Source organism: Clostridia bacterium (assembly GCA_014360065.1).
Lineage (GTDB): Bacteria > Bacillota > DSM-521 > Neomoorellales > JACIYF01 > JACIYF01.
The window spans coordinates 1-16136 of sequence record JACIYF010000017.1; the positions used below are offsets into that span (position 1 = coordinate 1).

The following is a 16136-nucleotide window of genomic DNA, read 5'->3' on the forward strand; positions in this document are numbered from 1 at the left end:
CCGAGGACAGGACGTCCGAGGCCGGCCTCTTGAGACAGGAGGTCGAATTGGCCGGGAACCCCGCCGAAGGGCGAGGGGGAGCCATACGGATCGCTGGCGAGCCCATGTGGAGCCGGCGCCAGCGCTCCGGCATGGGAAATGTTTCGGAAGCATCTCAGCTGATTACGGAGGGGAAATTGTATGGAATATCACTTGACCATCAAAGATTTACCGCCGGATTCCCGCCCCCGGGAGCGGCTGGCTACGCTTGGACCCCAGGCTCTTTCCCATGCTGAGCTCCTAGCCATCATCCTGGGTTCGGGTACCCACGATAGCACCGCCATCGAACTGGCCAACCGGGTGCTGGCTCGGCCCGAGGGAGTGAGGTTCTTGGCCGAGGCTACTTGGGAGGAGCTGACCCAGATCCGGGGTATCGGCCGGGCCAAGGCAGCCCAGATCAAGGCGGCGGTGGAGCTAGGCCGGCGGCTGGTGGTACTGAGGCCCGATGATCCCCCGCAGATCCTGGCGCCTCAGGATGCCGCTCACTTGGTTATGGAAGAGATGCGCTACCTGGACCGAGAACATTTTCAGGTATTTAGCCTCAATACTAAAAACCGGGTATTAGCCCTGGAAACGGTGGCGGTGGGGACTTTAAACAGCGCTGGAATTCATCCCCGCGAGGTATTTAAAAATCCCATCAAGAGGAGCGCTGCTGCCATCATCTTGGTCCACAACCATCCCAGCGGCGATCCTTCCCCCAGCCGGGATGATATAGCCATTACCAAGAGGCTGTTGGAGGCAGGTAGCATTTTGGGTATCGAGGTCTTGGATCACCTAATCATTGGCAACAACCGTTTTGTTAGCCTCAAAGAGCAAGGGCTGATTTAGGCCGAGATGCAAGGTTATGGCAAAACTGGACAAGATATGGCCCTTGTTTGCCTCTTCACACTTAGTCTATAATGAGTTGAACTCAGGTATTTCCCAGGAATTAAAGAAAGGGAGATAATCGTGTTGTTCGCAAGAGATTTGGGTATCGACTTGGGTACTGCCAATTCATTGGTGCATTTACGTGGCAAGGGAATCGTAGTCTACGAACCATCAGTTGTAGCCATTCAGAGGGATGCCAATCGGGTCTTGGCTGTAGGGGCTGAGGCCAAGCGCATGATCGGACGTACGCCGGGAAATATCGTCGCCATCCGACCCATGAAGGATGGCGTAATTGCTGATTTCGATATCACCCAAAGCATGCTCCGCTACTTTATCCGCCGCGCCTTGGGCAACAACACCTTTTTAGTGCGCCCCCGGGTGGTGGTTGGCGTTCCCTCGGGAGTAACGGCGGTGGAACGGCGAGCGGTGGTGGAGGCGGCCATGGCGGCCGGGGCCAAGGAAGCCCACCTGATTGAAGAGCCCATGGCAGCGGCCATTGGCGCCGGGTTGCCGGTAGAGGAGCCCACCGGTAATATGATCGTTGACATCGGCGGTGGCACCACTGAAGTGGCCATCATTTCCCTAGGCGGGATTGTCACCTCCAAATCCATCCGCATCGGCGGCGATGAAATGGATGAAGCCATCGTCCAATACATCAAGCGCAACTACAACCTAATGATTGGTGACCGGACGGCCGAGGAAATCAAGATCGAAATCGGTGCCGCTTATTTCCCTGCCGATGCAGGAGATGAAAGGCGCCAAAGCGAATACGAGGTACGTGGCCGAGATCTGGTTACTGGCTTGCCTAAGACCATCTCTATCGGCGCCGAAGAGATCCAGCAAGCATTGTCGGAGCCGGTAGCGGCCATTTTGGAAGCGATCAAGGTGTGCCTAGAAAAGACCCCGCCCGAACTGGCAGCGGATATCATGGACCGGGGTATTGTCTTGGCGGGAGGTGGATCGCTGCTCTACGGTTTAGATCGCTTGGTGGCGGAGGAAACTGGAATGCCTGTGCACCAAGCTGAAGAGCCGTTACTGGCGGTAGCCCAAGGCACGGGCAAGGTGCTGGAGAACATCAATGTGCTCCGCCGAGTGCTTTTGCCTGCTTCCAAAGCAGTCTAGGTCTGCCTGTACCATGGCCCAACTAACAGTCAGAGGGCGGGAGTTGCTTTGAGGGCCAGGAAGCCAAGGAGTTTCTTTACCGGTGTCATTCTCGTAGCGGTAATATTAGTGGTCTTGGTATTTATAGCTCGAGCCAGCGGGATGGAGCGCCAAGGTCTGAACTTTCCAGAACGCTGGCTTCGTGATTTTATAGCCCCGTTCCAGAAACTGGTAACGAGCGTTACTACTTCGGTTGGCGATGCTGTGCAGGGAATTACCTCATGGCGGAAGCTGGAGGAGGAGAATCGGGCTCTTCGCCAACAGATCAGCGATCTGACCCAGGCCAACACCCAGCTAGAGGAGTACCGTCTGGAGAACCAGCGCCTACGGGCGCTTCTCGGCTTTCGGGATCAAGCGGCCGGTCGCTACCGAATGGTAGCCGCCCGGGTTATTGCCCGCGATCCTTCCAATTGGTTTCGCACTCTAATTATTGACCGTGGCCAAGCCCAAGGAATCCGCAAGGATATGGCAGTAGTCACCTATGAAGGCTTAGTGGGCCGGGTGATCGGGGTTACCGCTAATACTGCTGAAGTGCTGCTTATCGTAGATCAGGAAGGGGCGGCAGGCGCCATGCTCCAGGCTTCGCGTACGCCGGGAATTGTTCGCGGCGGGCCGCCGGGAAGCGGCCTTTTAGAGATGGTTCACATCCCCTCCAATGCCACTATCCAGCCTAACGATGTGGTTATCACCTCGGGGCTAGGGGGGGTATTCCCTAAAGGATTGCGGATTGGCTATGTGGAGAGAGTGGAACCGGAAGCCGGAGGGCTTATGACTAAGGCCACCATCAAACCCTATGTGGATTTTGACCGACTGGAAGAGGTGCTGGTCATCACCGGTTAGCAGCGAAGCCTGGAGGAGTGCCTCATGCGCCCAGCCCTCAACTCACGGACCCAGGCATGGCGTCCACCCTACCCAGGCAGTAAGCTACTTACGGAGCTATGGCCTCCTGGCGGTTGAGTGCTGGGCGCGTGGGCTTTGGAGCGATGGGACTCAAGCTGGGTGTTAGTAAAATATGGTTTCTCGGGGGAGTAACTGTGCAGTTGATCTTTTGGCTAGGGCTATGGCTGATCGCCATGGTGCTCCAGTCTACGGTTCTTTCCGGCATTGCCCAAAACGGCATTAAGCCCGACCTGTTGGTAGTACTAATAGCAGTGGTGGGCCTGATCTGGGGTTGGCGCCCAGCCGTGGGGCTAGGGGCGCTATACGGCCTTTTGGAAGACCTCTTGGTGGGCAAGTTCTTCGGACTGAATACAGCTGCCAAGCTGGTCTGCGGGTTGGCCGCTGGCCTTAGCGAAAAGGGTATTTATAAGGAAAATATGTGGGCGCCGGTGGTGGTGGTATTCTTGGCTTCTTTGGCCCATGACCTGGTATTTGTAGGTTTGGGGATGGTAGCCGGCCTATCCACCGCCAGCCTAGCTTATAGTTTCATGCGGGTAACGGTAATATCGGGCTTGATCAACAGCTTGCTGGCCTTGTTTATTTATGGGCCGCTGCATACTTCGTCACGCAAAGGTTTCCTACGCCGTGGTATCTGGGGTTAGACCGGAATACGGGCGGAATTTCGAGGTGGTAAGCGATGGCTGACGAGAAGCGCATTCAGAAGAAAGTCCGTGTTTACCGGCTGGTAGTTGTCCTGGTGTTCGTAGTCCTTATTGGCCGGCTATTTTTCCTTCAGGTGGTTGAGGCCAACCAATATCAAGCTCGGGCGGCTCAGAATAGCACCCGCAAGTTGACCATCCTGGCCCGGCGCGGGGACATCTTCGACCGCAATGGGCAGGTTTTGGCTACCACCCGGCCAGTATTTGCCATTACCTTTGATGCCCAAGGGGTAAAGGATGTACCTGGCGTGGCCAAGAAGTTAGCTTCCTTGATTGGGCGGCCTGACTTGGATGCCAAGGCCATTGAAGAAAAGGTCAAGACCCACCAGCCTCCTTACGAGCCAGCAGAAATATTGCAGCTGCAAGAGGACGACCCCGATACTTGGGCCATCGTCAGCCGCATTGCTGAGAATCAGCAGGATCTTCCCGGCGTAGATATCCAGGAGGAGCCGCTCCGCTATTACCCTAACGGTCCTTTAGCTGGGCACGTGCTAGGGCAGGTGGGAGCCATTAGCCCCCAGGAGCTGGACCAATTCCGGCAGTACGGCTATGGGATGAACGACCAGATCGGAAAAGCGGGTTTGGAACGGGTCTACGAGCTATGGTTTCAGGGGGATCAAAACATTGGCCTCAAGGGCAAGGATGGTTTTCGCTTGATTGAGGTCAACAACCAAAACCGGAAAGTACGGGAACTGCCGGTGGGAGTCGATCCGGTTCCGGGCAACAACTTGGTCCTTACCTTGGATGCTAAGGTGCAGCAGGTAATGGAAAAATCCTTAAAGGAAACGATTGCCCAGGCCCATCAGCGGAATCCCAAGGCTAAGGCTGGCTCGGCCGTGCTTATTGACGTCCGCACTGGGGCCATCCTGGCTATGGCCAGTGAGCCTGAGGTAAATCCCAACGATTTTGTTACCGGCCTAAAGCCAGACAAGCTGGCCTATTATAATGATGAAAAGCTGCAGCCCCAGCTTAACCGGGCCATTCGGGCTGCCTACCCGCCTGGCTCGACCTTCAAGATGATCACCGGAATGGCCGCTTTGGAGAGCGGCAAGGTGACGCCTAGTTCGACTGTTACTTGCACCGGCGGCTACTGGGTCAAAGGTGGCATCAAGTGCTGGGGCGTGCATGGAGTAGTAGACCTTATCAAGGCTTACGCCAAGTCTTGTAATACTTACTTCCAGTGGGCTGGGGAACGGGCCGGCATCGATCTTATCTCTAAAATCGCTAAAGAGTTTGGTTTGGGAGAGAATAGCGGGGCCACCGATTGGCAGGGGGAGCGGCAAGGAACCAGACCTTCCCGCCAATGGAAGTACGACCTCTATGCCGCTTCCATCAACCGCAAATATGATAACCTCCGCCGGCAGCTGGACCAGAAGTATGACAAGCTTCTAGCTGAGGCCAAGACCCAAGCCGAGAAAGACAAACTCAATGCCCAGAAGCAGCGGGACAAGGACAATCTGGAAGCCTGGTACAAAATCGACTTCGACTTCTACACCCAGTGGCAACCATATGACACCTACAATACTTCCATCGGCCAAGGGGCCAACGAATACACGCCCTTACAGTTGGCCAACTACGTTGCTACCTTGGCCAACGGGGGAAATCGCTGGAAGCCTTATCTGGTACAGCGGATTGTCAGCCCCGATGGCAAGGTGCTGCAAGAGTTTAAACCGCAGCTAATCCAGAAGGTGTCGGTTAGCCCCACCAGCATGGCCTTGGTGCGGCAGGGAATGCGGGCCGTCTGCGAGCCGGGAGGGACCGCTTATTCTGCCTTTAAGGATTTTCCGCCCCAATTTGCGGTAGCCGGCAAGACTGGTACTGCTCAAACCGGCCTACCTACTGACGACAAGAAAAAGGATTTCCACGGGGTTTTTGTTGGTTTTGCGCCTTACGACAATCCCCAGGTAGCCATCGCGGTATACATCGAATATGGGGAGAGCGGATCGGCTTCGGCAGTGAAGGTAGCTCGGGAGGTGCTGCGCAGCTATTTTGGACTCGACAAGCAAAACCTTGCCAATTCATAGCTTTAGGGTCGGTAGAAATATTGAAGATGGTGTCTTAATTTGCAGGAAAAGCGAGGAAAAAAGACCTCGTTTTTTCTTTAGCGTGGAAGGATTTGCAAAGGGGAATGTAGAAACTTAGTGCCAAAATTGGAGTAATTTAGGGCCTTGTGGGTTAGGAGGAGACGGCCCCGTGGACAAGTGGAAGGAAGAGGGCGCCAATCAGGAGCTAGCCAGTGCTTGGCTGCTAGAACCAGAGTTGGAAGTGGCCAGCTCTCCAGAGGCGAAACCTGAAGCTGGTGGTTCCACCGGGGAAGTGCTCGAGCTTTTCCCGGAGGAAGAGCCCCTGGGGGAGGATGTACCTGAGCCGTTGGCCGATGGCTACGGCGCCTCCAGTACAAGGGTTGAAGAACTCCAAGGTGAAGAGCCCGATTCTATTTTTGAAGGACCTGAGGTTTTCGACGGTGGTGCAGATGAGGACGATATCCCCGACGATTTTACCTTGTTGGTCCACCGCACCATCCGTTCTGGCCAGAGCATTTACTACCCAGGCAACGTAGTAATTTTGGGCGATGTCAACCCTGGGTCGGAAGTAGTGGCGGGTGGGAGCATCATCGTCTTGGGTTCGTGCCGGGGCATGGCTCACGCTGGGGCCAATGGCAATTGGCGGGCCACGGTAACCGCCTTTCGGCTCCAACCCATTCAGCTACGAATTGCTCACTACGTCAGCCGGGCTCCCGATGATGAAGAAAAGGGTGTTGGTGGCGGCGGGCCAGAGACGGCGCGAGTAGTCAACGGCCAGGTGGTAATTGAACCTTACGGGGATGGCATCAGCCGGAGCTTCAAGTTGGGTTACGAGCAGCCAAAAGACTAGGAAAGGGAGGAAAAAGATGGGCGAAGTGATAGTCATCACCTCTGGGAAGGGGGGTGTCGGCAAGACTACCACCGTTGCCAATATCGGGACTGCCTTGGCCATGGAGGGGCGCAAGGTAGTGTTGGTGGACACTGACATTGGCTTGCGCAACCTGGACGTGGTCATGGGGTTAGAAAACCGAATTGTATACGATATTGTGGATGTGGTGCATGGTCATTGCCGACTGAAACAGGCATTAGTAAAGGATAAGCGCTTCGAAAACCTTTTTCTCCTCCCCGCAGCTCAAACCAAGGACAAGACCGCAGTTAACCCAGAACAGATGAAGGAGTTGTCGGAAAACCTTCGGGAAGAATTTGATTTTGTCTTGGTTGATTGCCCGGCAGGTATCGAGCAAGGTTTCCGCAACGCTATCGCGGGGGCTCAACATGCGGTAGTTGTGACTACCCCGGAAGTGTCGGCGGTGCGAGATGCTGACCGGATCGTTGGACTTTTGGAGGCAGCTGATCTGCGAGATCCCAAATTGATCATCAACCGGATACGCCCCAGCATGGTAAAGCACGGGGATATGATGGATATCGATGACATCATCGATATCTTGGCGATTGAACTGCTGGGCATAGTTCCCGAGGATGAGTACATAATAGTATCTACTAACCGGGGCGAGCCAGCAGTGCTGGATCGATCATCGCGGGCGGGCCAAGCCTATCGCAACATTGCGGCTAGGATCAATGGCGAGGATGTACCCCTCATGGTTTTGGAAGAGCACACAGGGTTTATGTCGCGGCTGAGACGGCTAATAGGGATAAGCTAACATCTGACACTTAAGGGGGGTTGGACGTGTGGGAGTTCTTACAGCGGCTGTTGGGCAGGGAGACCACGTCCAGCAAGCAGATAGCCAAGGAAAGGCTTCGCCTGGTCCTGCTGCATGACCGTACCGATCTATCTCCGCACGTGCTGGAGTGCCTCAAGGAAGACCTGATCAACGTAATCTCCAACTATATGGAAATTGATAAGTCTGGCCTGGAGGTAAGCTTTAATACCGCTGACCACAGTGTGGCCCTGGTGGCCAGTATCCCGGTGGTGCGCCTGAAACCGGACTACCCGCGCTCCCCAGTGGCAGCAACTCCTGGAAACTGAGCAGCCAGCAGCGGAGGACCAACGGCCAGGTGCCCCATGCGGCCAGCCGCATATGCCGGGCCGTGGTCCGGAAGCGACCCAGCACTCCAATCGGGGCTGTAGGCTTGGAGTCTAACCGAAGCAGACAACCAACGCCTCGTCGGGTTATGTTGAGCCCTGGGTTGAGCGTTGGGCGGCCGGCAGTAAATGTTCCTTTGAAGGAGGCTAGATATTGGCAAGCGGCAAGCTAGAAGAGGAAATTGGCCAGCGCCTGCGGGAGAAAGGGCTGACTTTGGCGGCAGCTGAGTCGGCTACGGGCGGGTTGATATCTGCCCTTATCACTTCCGTTCCTGGAAGCTCCGACTATTTCCGTGGTGGGGTGGTTGCCTACAGCAATGAGGTTAAGCGCAAGCTTTTAGGAGTCAATCAAGAGACCCTTGACAACTACGGAGCGGTGAGCCCGCAGACGGCGGCAGAAATGGCAGAAGGAGTAAGGTTGGCCTTGGGGGCAGACATAGGTATCTCGGATACGGGAATTGCCGGTCCAACCGGGGGCAATTCCGACAAACCGGTAGGGCTGTTTTATGTGGGAGTAGCCGGCGAGGAGGGGGTGGAAGTGAGGAAGCACGTGTTTTCCGAAGATCGCAATCATAATCGCCAGCAGGCGGCTCAAGCTACCTTGGCCTTATTGGTTGATTTCCTGAGTAGCCTGGATGATGACAATGGTTAGCTTTGGCGGGTGACCTAATCCTCTAGTTGGTGTATAATGGCCATTGGCTGAAACCGGAGGGTAGGCAATGGCCTTTGATCGCAAGCTGGTCAAGCACATCGACTGGGGGATTGTTCTTAGCGTAAGCGCCATCTTAGGGATAAGCCTGGCAGTGCTTTGGAGCGCTTCTAGAGGCATGGTGCCGGGCGATCCCTTTTATTATGTGAAGCGGCAAGCTACTTGGATGCTTCTTGGCGGAGCCGGCCTGATTGTGCTCCTATTCATAGATTATGGGCTATTGGCCCACGCTAGCCGCTACCTGTATATGCTAAACGTGGCCATCCTGATTTTGGTCTTGTTGGTGGGGACCAAGGCTCACGGGACTAAGGGTTGGATCAACATGGGGCCCTTCCTGTTCCAACCCTCCGAGTTTTCCAAGGTGCTTACCATCTTGACTTTTTCTAGTTTCCTTAGCACGCGGGAAGGGCATATCCATACTTGGAAGGATCTCCTAAGTTGTTTTGCTTATGTAGCTCCGCCGGTACTGCTGGTGCTGCTCCAACCTGACATGGGCACGGCTTTAGTATTTGGGGCCATTGTGGTGGGGATGTTGTTTATAGCTGGGGCCAATCCTGCCATGCTCTGTACCATCGCCGGGGGCGCTATCGGCTGCTTGGTCTTGGCCCTGGTAGCCCACTTCCGTTGGGGGTTGCCCCTGCCTTTAGAAGAATACCAGATCATGCGCCTGGTGGTTTTCATCGATCCTTACGCCGATGGTCAGGGCGGCCAAGGGGCCGGATACAATATTATTCAGTCGCTGGTGGCCATTGGATCAGGAGCCTTTTGGGGGCGGGGCCTCGGCCAGGGTACCCAAGCCCACCTCAACTTTTTGCCCGAGCACCATACTGACTTCATCTTTTCGGTGGTGGGGGAGGAGCTGGGCTTCGTTGGCGCTGCCGGGATTCTTGCCCTCTATTTCTACTTCCTCTATCGCAGCCTCAGGATTGCTTACGAAGCCAAGGACAATTACGGCACCTTAGTTGCTTGCGGGATAGTATCCATGATTGCCTTCCATCTGCTGGTCAACGTGGGCATGACCATCGGTATCATGCCCATTACTGGCATTCCTCTGCCTTTGTTTAGCTATGGTGGTAGCGCCATGATCAGCAACTTGGTGGCCGTAGGCCTTATCATCAATATCGGCATGCGCCGCCATAAGATCCTTTTTTAGTAATATTTTCCTTGCTTTCGCCATAAGTTATGGCGAGAGGAGGAACTCTTATGGCGGAGTTTAGGCCCCGACCTCAACCTGCGCCCCGCCGCGGCGTCGCCGTTAGTCTAAACTTGGCTCCGTTGATCCGCAAATCGCTAGCCTGCCTGGCTATCTTTATTGCTTTTTACTACTTTTGGCAGCTCGGTTTTCAGGACTTAAATCCAGCTAAGGAGAGGGTGGCCTATTTTCTATCCGCGCCCGAGTCTGACTTATCTCGGCGGGCAATTGACACCTTACGCTCCGGGTTTTGGCTTGACCCCTTCGACCGGGCTACGGCTGAGCACGCCCAGCCGGCCAACGGCAGCCCCACCCTTACCATTCCGGTTTCCGGGCAAATCCGGGTGGGGTTTGGCTGGCAATCATCTCCAGTAAATGGCAGCCGCTACTTTCACCCCGGGATTGATATTGCTGCTGCTGGAGGAACACCGGTAAAGGCCTGTTTGGGCGGAAAGGTAACCGCCATCACTGGCTCGGGGGGAATGGCCCCGGGAACCGGGCGGACGGTAGAGCTGACGCATCCGGGCTCCCTAGTCAGCTATTACGCCAATTTGGGGGAAGTGTTGGTCTCTGTAGGGCAAGAAGTCAAACAAGGGGAAGTGATCGGCAAGGTAGCCGGAACCGATAAAAGTGGCGTCTATTTTCATTTTGAGCTGCGCGATGCCACTGGTGCCATTGACCCACTTTCGCGCTTGGCGTGGCCTGCCCAGATGTAGAGCAGTTTGTTATAATAACAGGAAAAGTATACTCCCAATAAGGGAAATACTGTAGACGGTGATAAGGAGATATGGGAGGCCTCGATCCAAAGCGCATCCGAGAAGAGATTCTACCTCGGGTGAGAAAGCCCAGCCGATATCTGGGTAACGAGTGGAACGTTATAGTTAAGCCCTGGAATACCGTAAGCGTGCGCATGGTTTTTGCTTTTCCCGACCTTTACGAAGTAGGGATGTCCCACTTAGGGCTGCAGATCCTTTATGGGCTGGTCAATTCTTATCCCGACCTGCTCATGGAGCGGACCTTTATGCCAGCACCGGACATGGAGGAGGAGCTCAAGAAAAACGGGCTCCCTCTTTTTAGCTGGGAATCCTATCGGCCCTTGGCCGATTTTGACGTGATTGGATTTACCCTACAATACGAAATGACCTACACCAACATCCTGCGCATGCTTGCCCTGGCAGGCATTCCCTGGCGCAGCGCCCACCGCAGCGATCAGCATCCCCTGGTAATTGCGGGAGGGCCGGTGGCCACCAACCCTGAGCCGTTAGCGGATTTTATTGATTGCTTTCTCATCGGCGATGGCGAGGAGCTACTTCCCCAGTTCTTGCGCCGGGTGGCTGAGCTCAAGGACAGCAATCGCCAGGAACAGCTGATCCAGCTGGCCCAGATTCCTGGGGTTTACGTGCCTTCCCTGTACCAGGCCGAGTTTCAAGAAAATGGCCATATGGTCGGCCTTAAGCCCCGGCTATCTGGCCTCCCTTTTCCCATCGTCCGCCGGGTGCTGACCAACTTCGACCAAGCTTACTTCCCTACTCGACCTATCGTTCCCTTTATGGAAGTGGTTCACGACCGCATCATGCTGGAAGTAATGCGCGGTTGCACCCGCGGTTGTCGGTTTTGCCAGGCGGGGATGATCTACCGGCCAGTCCGGGAGCGAGGATTGAAAACCCTGCTTGATCAGGCCAAGCAGCTGGTTGAAAGCACCGGGCACCGGGAAATATCCTTGGCTTCCCTTAGTACCGCCGATTATAGCTGCGTGGGTCCGCTGGTGGCAAGCTTGATAGCTGCCTACCGCAAGCAAGGGGTGGGGGTTTCCTTGCCCTCGCTGAGGGCGGATGCTTTTAGCGTGGAGCTAGCCAAACAAATTCAAAAGGTACGTAAAACCACGCTTACCTTTGCGCCGGAGGCTGGTACCCAGCGGTTGCGAGACGTTATTAACAAGGGCGTGACCGAAAAGGATCTGCTGGAGGCGGTGGGTGCGGCTTTTTCCGCCGGGTGGATGGGGGTTAAACTCTATTTTATGATTGGTTTACCCACCGAGACGGTGGAGGATCTGGACGGCATCGCCGATCTCGCCCGCCAAGTGGTAAGAGTAGGAGAGAAAATAGTGCGGCCCAAGGGGCGGTTGGAAGTAACGGTTAGTGCCTCCTCTTTTGTTCCCAAGCCCCATACGCCTTTCCAGTGGGAGCCACAGGACCGGCTGGAGGAATTGAAAAGAAAACAATCTCATCTGCGAAGGGCCCTTAAGGGGTGCCACCTCAAGTTCCATTGGCACGATCCAGAGCTCAGTACCCTAGAGGCGGTATTTTCCCGCGGTGACCGGCGGTTAGGTTCGGTGCTGGAGGAGGCAGTTAGCCGAGGCGCCAAGCTGGATAGCTGGTCAGAATATTTCTCCTTTGATACTTGGAGGCAGGCATTTACGGCAACGGGGATAGACCCCCAGGATTATGCCTACCGTCGCTACAGTTACGATGAGGTGCTGCCTTGGGACCATATTGATGTAGGCGTTAGCAAGCAGTTCCTTGCTCGTGAGCACCAGCGGGCCATGGCAGGGGTAACCACCAAGGATTGCCGGCGGGATCAGTGCAGCGGCTGCGCAGTTTGTCAGCATTTGGGAGTGGACTTGGAGCTTGAGCAAGAACAAGGGGAAGGGGAGAGTGGACTTGGTCCGTCTGCGGCTGGTGTTCGCTAAACAGGGGCCGGCAGCCCTGCTGTCGCATTTGGAATTGCTTACGGCTTGGGAACGGGCGCTGCGGCGGGCCAGGGTGCCACTAGCTTTTACCAAGGGGTTTAATCCTCACCCGCAGATGGTTTTTGCTCTACCTCTGGCGGTGGGGGTAGCTAGTCGGCGCGAGTACTTGGATGTGGAGCTTGAACGACCGGTAGACTTATCAGAACTGAAGGTGAGAATATCCCGCCAGCTACCCGAAGGGCTGGAGCTATTGGACGCCGCTTGGGTTGGCGAGGGGGAGCCTTCGCTGATGGCCTCGGTCAAAGCGGCTAGCTACCACGTGGAGGTAGAGCTCACCTCGCCGTCTGCTGGTAAATTGGAGGCTGAGCTGGGGGAGGCTATGCGCCAGTTGGAGGCAGCTGGCAAAACTGACTCCCTTCCTGGGCAGGTCTACCAAATTACTGGTCAAGTCCAGGAGCGAATCTTGCGGCTACAGATGACAGTCCAAGCCGGATCACAGGGGAATGTGAAGCCGGAGCAAGTGGTGCAGGCTTTAGTCCAGCGGTTGGGTGTAGGCTTTCGCCCGGAATCCCTGCGAGTGGAGCGGCAACAGGTGATTATTCGGCCTTAGGTGCATCCGGCACCAGTGCCCCGGCACGGGGAACGTTTCGGAAGTACCCGGCCTTATATAGGAGTTGGAAGTTATGTCTCAGATTATTTTGGTACAGGTAGAAGAGGAAGAGACCGCGGTAGCGGTCCTGGAGAACGGTAAACTGGTGGAAATCTATTTTGAGCGGCCCCTGCATGAGCGGATGGTTGGTAATATTTATAAAGGGCGAGTGGAAAATGTGCTCCCAGGCATGCAGGCAGCCTTCGTCGATATCGGCTTAGAGAAAAATGCCTTCCTGTATGTGGAGGATATCCTACCGGCGGCAGTGGCTGATTGGGAATTGCCGGGAGAAAAGATTAGCTCTCGACCTATCAGCGAGCTTTTGCGGCCCGGGCAGGGGATATTGGTGCAGATCTCCAAAGAGCCCATCGGTACCAAAGGAGCTCGGGCTACTACCCATATCTCTCTGCCAGGCCGGTATGTGGTGCTGATGCCTACCGTGGATTATGTGGGTGTGTCCCGGCGGATTAGTAGCGAAGGGGAGAGGGATCGCCTCCGAGCCATGGCTAAGGAGATCAAGCCCAAGGGCATGGGGTTGATTGTGCGAACGGCAGCTGAAGGGGCTTCGGAGGAAGAGCTGGTCCAGGACATTAAGGAGCTGACAAAAGTATGGCGAGGTATCGAACGGCGCAGCCGGCGCCAGCGGGGGCCGGCGCTGGTGCACCGCGAGCTGGATCTCTTAGAGCGTATACTCCGGGATCTCTTTTCTGACCAGGTGGAGGCGCTGGTGACCAACTCTCGTGATGCTTACGAGCGGGCAACGGAAATTATGGATAGGCTAGACAGCCGGCTGCGAGAGCGAATCAAGCTGCGGGAAGGCCAGGACCTATTTGCTCACTGGGAAGTGCCATCGCAAATCGATCAAGCTTTGCGCCGTAAAGTCTGGCTCAAATGCGGCGGTTACATCGTAATCGACCAGGCGGAGGCGCTCACTTCCATCGATGTCAATACCGGCAAGTATGTAGGTGGCAGAAATCTGGAGGATACGGTGGTCAAGACCAATCTTGAGGCGGCGGCCGAAATAGCCCGCCAGCTAAGGCTCCGCAATATCGGCGGGATCATTATCATCGATTTCATCGATATGGAGGATCCTGCCCATCAGGAGCAGGTGCTCAAAGCCCTGGAGGAGGAGCTCCGCAAGGACAAGACCAGGGCTACCGTGCTGGGCATGACTAGGCTGGGCTTGGTGGAAGTGACCAGGAAGAAGGCCCGGGGCGCCTTGGAGAGCGTGCTCCTGACCGAATGCCCTTATTGCGGGGGCCGGGGGAAAGTACTTTCCCAGGAGACGGTGGGCTTGGCGGTACGCAAGGAGATCCTTTACCGGGCAGAGATCACCGAGGCTCCTGGCCTGATCGTCAGGGCCAACCCGGCGGTGGCGGCCCAGCTCATTGGCTCCGGAGGCGTCAGTGTTCGGCTTCTGGAGCAGCGGACGGGAAAGACAATTATCATCAAGGGAGAAGAGCACCGCCACATGGAGAACTTTGTGGTCCAGGAGGTATTTGATGCTGAGGAGCTAGGCCAGGGGCGAGATCGGTCGACGGCCGCCACTTCCGGGTAAGCGCGCCTGCTGCGGTCAAGCTCCGGTCTAGGAGCCTGCATGGCCAGCATAGCGTTTGACAAGGATTAACGGGTATGTTATCTTATGGTCGGTCAGCTGCGCCCGATCCTGGCGCAGCTAATAACGCTCGGACTAGGCCACCAATTTCTGCTTCCACCTTGCCGCGGTCAGAGTTTTCCCTCGGCAGGTGAGCAAGAAGCCTAGAATCGGCGGAGAGGTAGGAGGACTTATGTACGCTATCATCGAAACAGGAGGAAAGCAGTACCGGGTGGAGCCGGGCGAGGTGCTGCGCATCGAAAAGGTGGATGTTCCGCCCGGTGAGCTCTATACCGGAGCCAGAGTACTGGCCGTCGGCGACGGGGAAAACCTGCAGGTAGGTAGGCCGGTGGTGGAAGGAGCCCAAGTTCGCCTGCGGGTGCTGCGAGTAGGCAAGGGCCGCAAGATTTTGGTCTTCAAGTATAAGCCCAAGAAGAACTATCGCCGCCGTTATGGCCACCGACAGCTATTTAGTGAAGTAAAAGTAGAAGGGATAGATGTAAACAGCCCGGCGGCGGCAACTGAAGCCTAGCGGATCTGGTGCCGGGAAATGATCGAGGTCAAGCTAGAAACCGATGCCCGGGGCCAGCTGGTGGGGTTTGAAGTAACTGGGCATGCCGGGTACGCTCGTGCCGGTCGAGACATCGTCTGCGCAGCGGTGTCGGCCTTGACCCAGGGCGCAGTAGCTGGGCTCAAGCACTTTTACCCCGACCAGGTGCAGGCATCGCAGCGCAAGGGGAAGCTTAAATGCCATTTAATCCCTAGGCCTTCTGAGGCTGATCACTTGGACTACCGGGAAGGCCAAGCTATCCTGACCGCCATGCATCTGGGCCTAAAAGCAATAGCCGAGCAGTACCCCAAACATTTGCGGATCAGCTCCCATGTCGACCAGGTTGAAAGAGGATCCCCATACGGCTAAGGCGCGCGGCTAAATAGTGGGGCACTACCTAAAGGGGGTGCCGGGGCATTGATCCGGAAGCGACCCAGTACTCAACCATGAACCCGGTGAGGGTTATCGTAAAGGCCATGTGGGTGCAAGCAGCTCTTGCAAGTGTAAGGTTGAGTGCTGGGCGCTGGAGCTTGAGGTGGAGCTTCAGGCGGCTCCGCGCAGGATTACGGAGCCGAGGACTAGTGACCCGGGTGGAATTGACGGGTTTTTGAAGGAGGAGGTGGAGGCAATGAGATTTGACCTACAGCTATTTGCTCACAAAAAGGGTGCTGGTAGCTCCCGCAACGGCCGGGACAGTCAAGCCAAGCGGTTGGGCGTAAAACGGCATGATGGCCAATTTGTTACTGCTGGAAGCATCCTGGTACGCCAGCGAGGAACTAAGATTCACCCTGGTGTCAACGTGGGCCGCGGCGGCGATGATACCCTGTTTGCCCTTAAAGATGGGTATGTATGCTTTGAGAACGGCAAGAATAAGAAGAAGCGGGTTAGCGTGAGGCCGGAGGCTCCAGCCAGGGTCGAGGCTCCGGCGGCAGTAGGCTAGGCGGGTTGGATACAGCCAGGAAAAGGCCTTCGTTTTTGAGCGGAGGCTTTCTTTCTTCGAGCCAGCCGAGCGATCAAGGC

17 protein-coding genes are annotated in these 16136 nt (G+C 55.9%); all 17 read left to right on the forward strand.

Features of this window, described 5'->3' with window-relative positions; all coding sequences use genetic code 11:
* Positions 1–180: 180 nt before the first annotated feature.
* The 17 genes from radC (at position 181) to rpmA (ending at position 16056) form a co-directional block, all read left to right on the forward strand.
* Positions 181–867, forward strand: a complete 687-nt coding sequence (gene radC, locus H5U02_04505; GenBank protein MBC7341694.1) for a DNA repair protein RadC — start codon at positions 181–183, stop codon at positions 865–867.
* A 114-nt stretch (positions 868–981) separates the two neighbouring features.
* Positions 982–2028 carry a rod shape-determining protein gene (locus tag H5U02_04510; GenBank protein MBC7341695.1) on the forward strand — a complete coding sequence of 349 codons (1047 nt, stop codon included), beginning with the start codon at positions 982–984 and terminating at the stop codon, positions 2026–2028.
* 48 nt (positions 2029–2076) lie between these two features.
* Positions 2077–2907, forward strand: a complete 831-nt coding sequence (gene mreC / locus H5U02_04515; protein MBC7341696.1) for a rod shape-determining protein MreC — start codon at positions 2077–2079, stop codon at positions 2905–2907.
* Positions 2908–3101: 194 nt separating this feature from the next.
* Positions 3102–3608: a rod shape-determining protein MreD gene (gene mreD, locus H5U02_04520; GenBank protein MBC7341697.1), complete on the forward strand. Its 507-nt coding sequence runs from the start codon at positions 3102–3104 to the stop codon at positions 3606–3608.
* 35 nt (positions 3609–3643) lie between these two features.
* Positions 3644–5689, forward strand: coding sequence for a penicillin-binding protein 2 (mrdA, locus tag H5U02_04525; GenBank protein MBC7341698.1), 2046 nt, complete (start codon positions 3644–3646; stop codon positions 5687–5689).
* 412 nt (positions 5690–6101) lie between these two features.
* The gene (gene minC / locus H5U02_04530) at positions 6102–6539 is read left to right on the forward strand and encodes a septum site-determining protein MinC (protein MBC7341699.1); all 438 of its coding nucleotides are present in this window, start codon (positions 6102–6104) and stop codon (positions 6537–6539) included.
* 16 nt (positions 6540–6555) lie between these two features.
* Entirely contained in the window at positions 6556–7350 is a 795-nt protein-coding gene (gene minD, locus H5U02_04535; protein MBC7341700.1) for a septum site-determining protein MinD, read from the forward strand.
* A gap of 26 nt (positions 7351–7376) precedes the next feature.
* Positions 7377–7676 (forward strand): cell division topological specificity factor MinE, encoded by a 300-nt coding sequence (gene minE, locus H5U02_04540; protein ID MBC7341701.1) that lies wholly within the window; start codon positions 7377–7379, stop codon positions 7674–7676.
* Between the two features lie 208 nt (positions 7677–7884).
* Positions 7885–8385 carry a CinA family protein gene (locus H5U02_04545; protein ID MBC7341702.1) on the forward strand — a complete coding sequence of 167 codons (501 nt, stop codon included), beginning with the start codon at positions 7885–7887 and terminating at the stop codon, positions 8383–8385.
* A gap of 67 nt (positions 8386–8452) precedes the next feature.
* Positions 8453–9595, forward strand: coding sequence for a rod shape-determining protein RodA (gene rodA / locus H5U02_04550; protein MBC7341703.1), 1143 nt, complete (start codon positions 8453–8455; stop codon positions 9593–9595).
* A 50-nt stretch (positions 9596–9645) separates the two neighbouring features.
* Positions 9646–10350 (forward strand): M23 family metallopeptidase, encoded by a 705-nt coding sequence (locus H5U02_04555; protein ID MBC7341704.1) that lies wholly within the window; start codon positions 9646–9648, stop codon positions 10348–10350.
* Between the two features lie 71 nt (positions 10351–10421).
* Positions 10422–12323 (forward strand): TIGR03960 family B12-binding radical SAM protein, encoded by a 1902-nt coding sequence (locus H5U02_04560; protein MBC7341705.1) that lies wholly within the window; start codon positions 10422–10424, stop codon positions 12321–12323.
* On the forward strand, positions 12289–12933 hold the full coding sequence (locus tag H5U02_04565) for a DUF2344 domain-containing protein (protein ID MBC7341706.1): 645 nt from the start codon (positions 12289–12291) through the stop codon (positions 12931–12933). The genes H5U02_04560 and H5U02_04565 overlap by 35 nt, the downstream gene beginning before the upstream one ends.
* A 73-nt stretch (positions 12934–13006) precedes the next feature.
* Positions 13007–14530, forward strand: coding sequence for an Rne/Rng family ribonuclease (locus tag H5U02_04570; protein ID MBC7341707.1), 1524 nt, complete (start codon positions 13007–13009; stop codon positions 14528–14530).
* Positions 14531–14759: 229 nt separating this feature from the next.
* The gene (gene rplU / locus H5U02_04575; protein ID MBC7341708.1) at positions 14760–15098 is read left to right on the forward strand and encodes a 50S ribosomal protein L21; all 339 of its coding nucleotides are present in this window, start codon (positions 14760–14762) and stop codon (positions 15096–15098) included.
* 18 nt (positions 15099–15116) lie between these two features.
* Positions 15117–15485, forward strand: coding sequence for a ribosomal-processing cysteine protease Prp (locus H5U02_04580; protein ID MBC7341709.1), 369 nt, complete (start codon positions 15117–15119; stop codon positions 15483–15485).
* A gap of 259 nt (positions 15486–15744) precedes the next feature.
* On the forward strand, positions 15745–16056 hold the full coding sequence (rpmA, locus tag H5U02_04585) for a 50S ribosomal protein L27 (GenBank protein ID MBC7341710.1): 312 nt from the start codon (positions 15745–15747) through the stop codon (positions 16054–16056).
* Positions 16057–16136: the final 80 nt, after the last annotated feature.

What these genes read in the sequence shown, in the direction of transcription:
- rpmA (MBC7341710.1), top strand. Translation starts at nt 15,745, where the DNA reads ATGAGATTTGACCTACAGCTATTTGCTCACAAAAAGGGTGCTGGTAGC.
- mrdA (MBC7341698.1), top strand. Translation starts at nt 3,644, where the DNA reads ATGGCTGACGAGAAGCGCATTCAGAAGAAAGTCCGTGTTTACCGGCTG.
- rplU (MBC7341708.1), top strand. Translation starts at nt 14,760, where the DNA reads ATGTACGCTATCATCGAAACAGGAGGAAAGCAGTACCGGGTGGAGCCG.
- H5U02_04560 (MBC7341705.1), top strand. Translation starts at nt 10,422, where the DNA reads ATGGGAGGCCTCGATCCAAAGCGCATCCGAGAAGAGATTCTACCTCGG.
- rodA (MBC7341703.1), top strand. Translation starts at nt 8,453, where the DNA reads ATGGCCTTTGATCGCAAGCTGGTCAAGCACATCGACTGGGGGATTGTT.
- H5U02_04570 (MBC7341707.1), top strand. Translation starts at nt 13,007, where the DNA reads ATGTCTCAGATTATTTTGGTACAGGTAGAAGAGGAAGAGACCGCGGTA.
- minD (MBC7341700.1), top strand. Translation starts at nt 6,556, where the DNA reads ATGGGCGAAGTGATAGTCATCACCTCTGGGAAGGGGGGTGTCGGCAAG.
- H5U02_04580 (MBC7341709.1), top strand. Translation starts at nt 15,117, where the DNA reads ATGATCGAGGTCAAGCTAGAAACCGATGCCCGGGGCCAGCTGGTGGGG.
- radC (MBC7341694.1), top strand. Translation starts at nt 181, where the DNA reads ATGGAATATCACTTGACCATCAAAGATTTACCGCCGGATTCCCGCCCC.
- H5U02_04555 (MBC7341704.1), top strand. Translation starts at nt 9,646, where the DNA reads ATGGCGGAGTTTAGGCCCCGACCTCAACCTGCGCCCCGCCGCGGCGTC.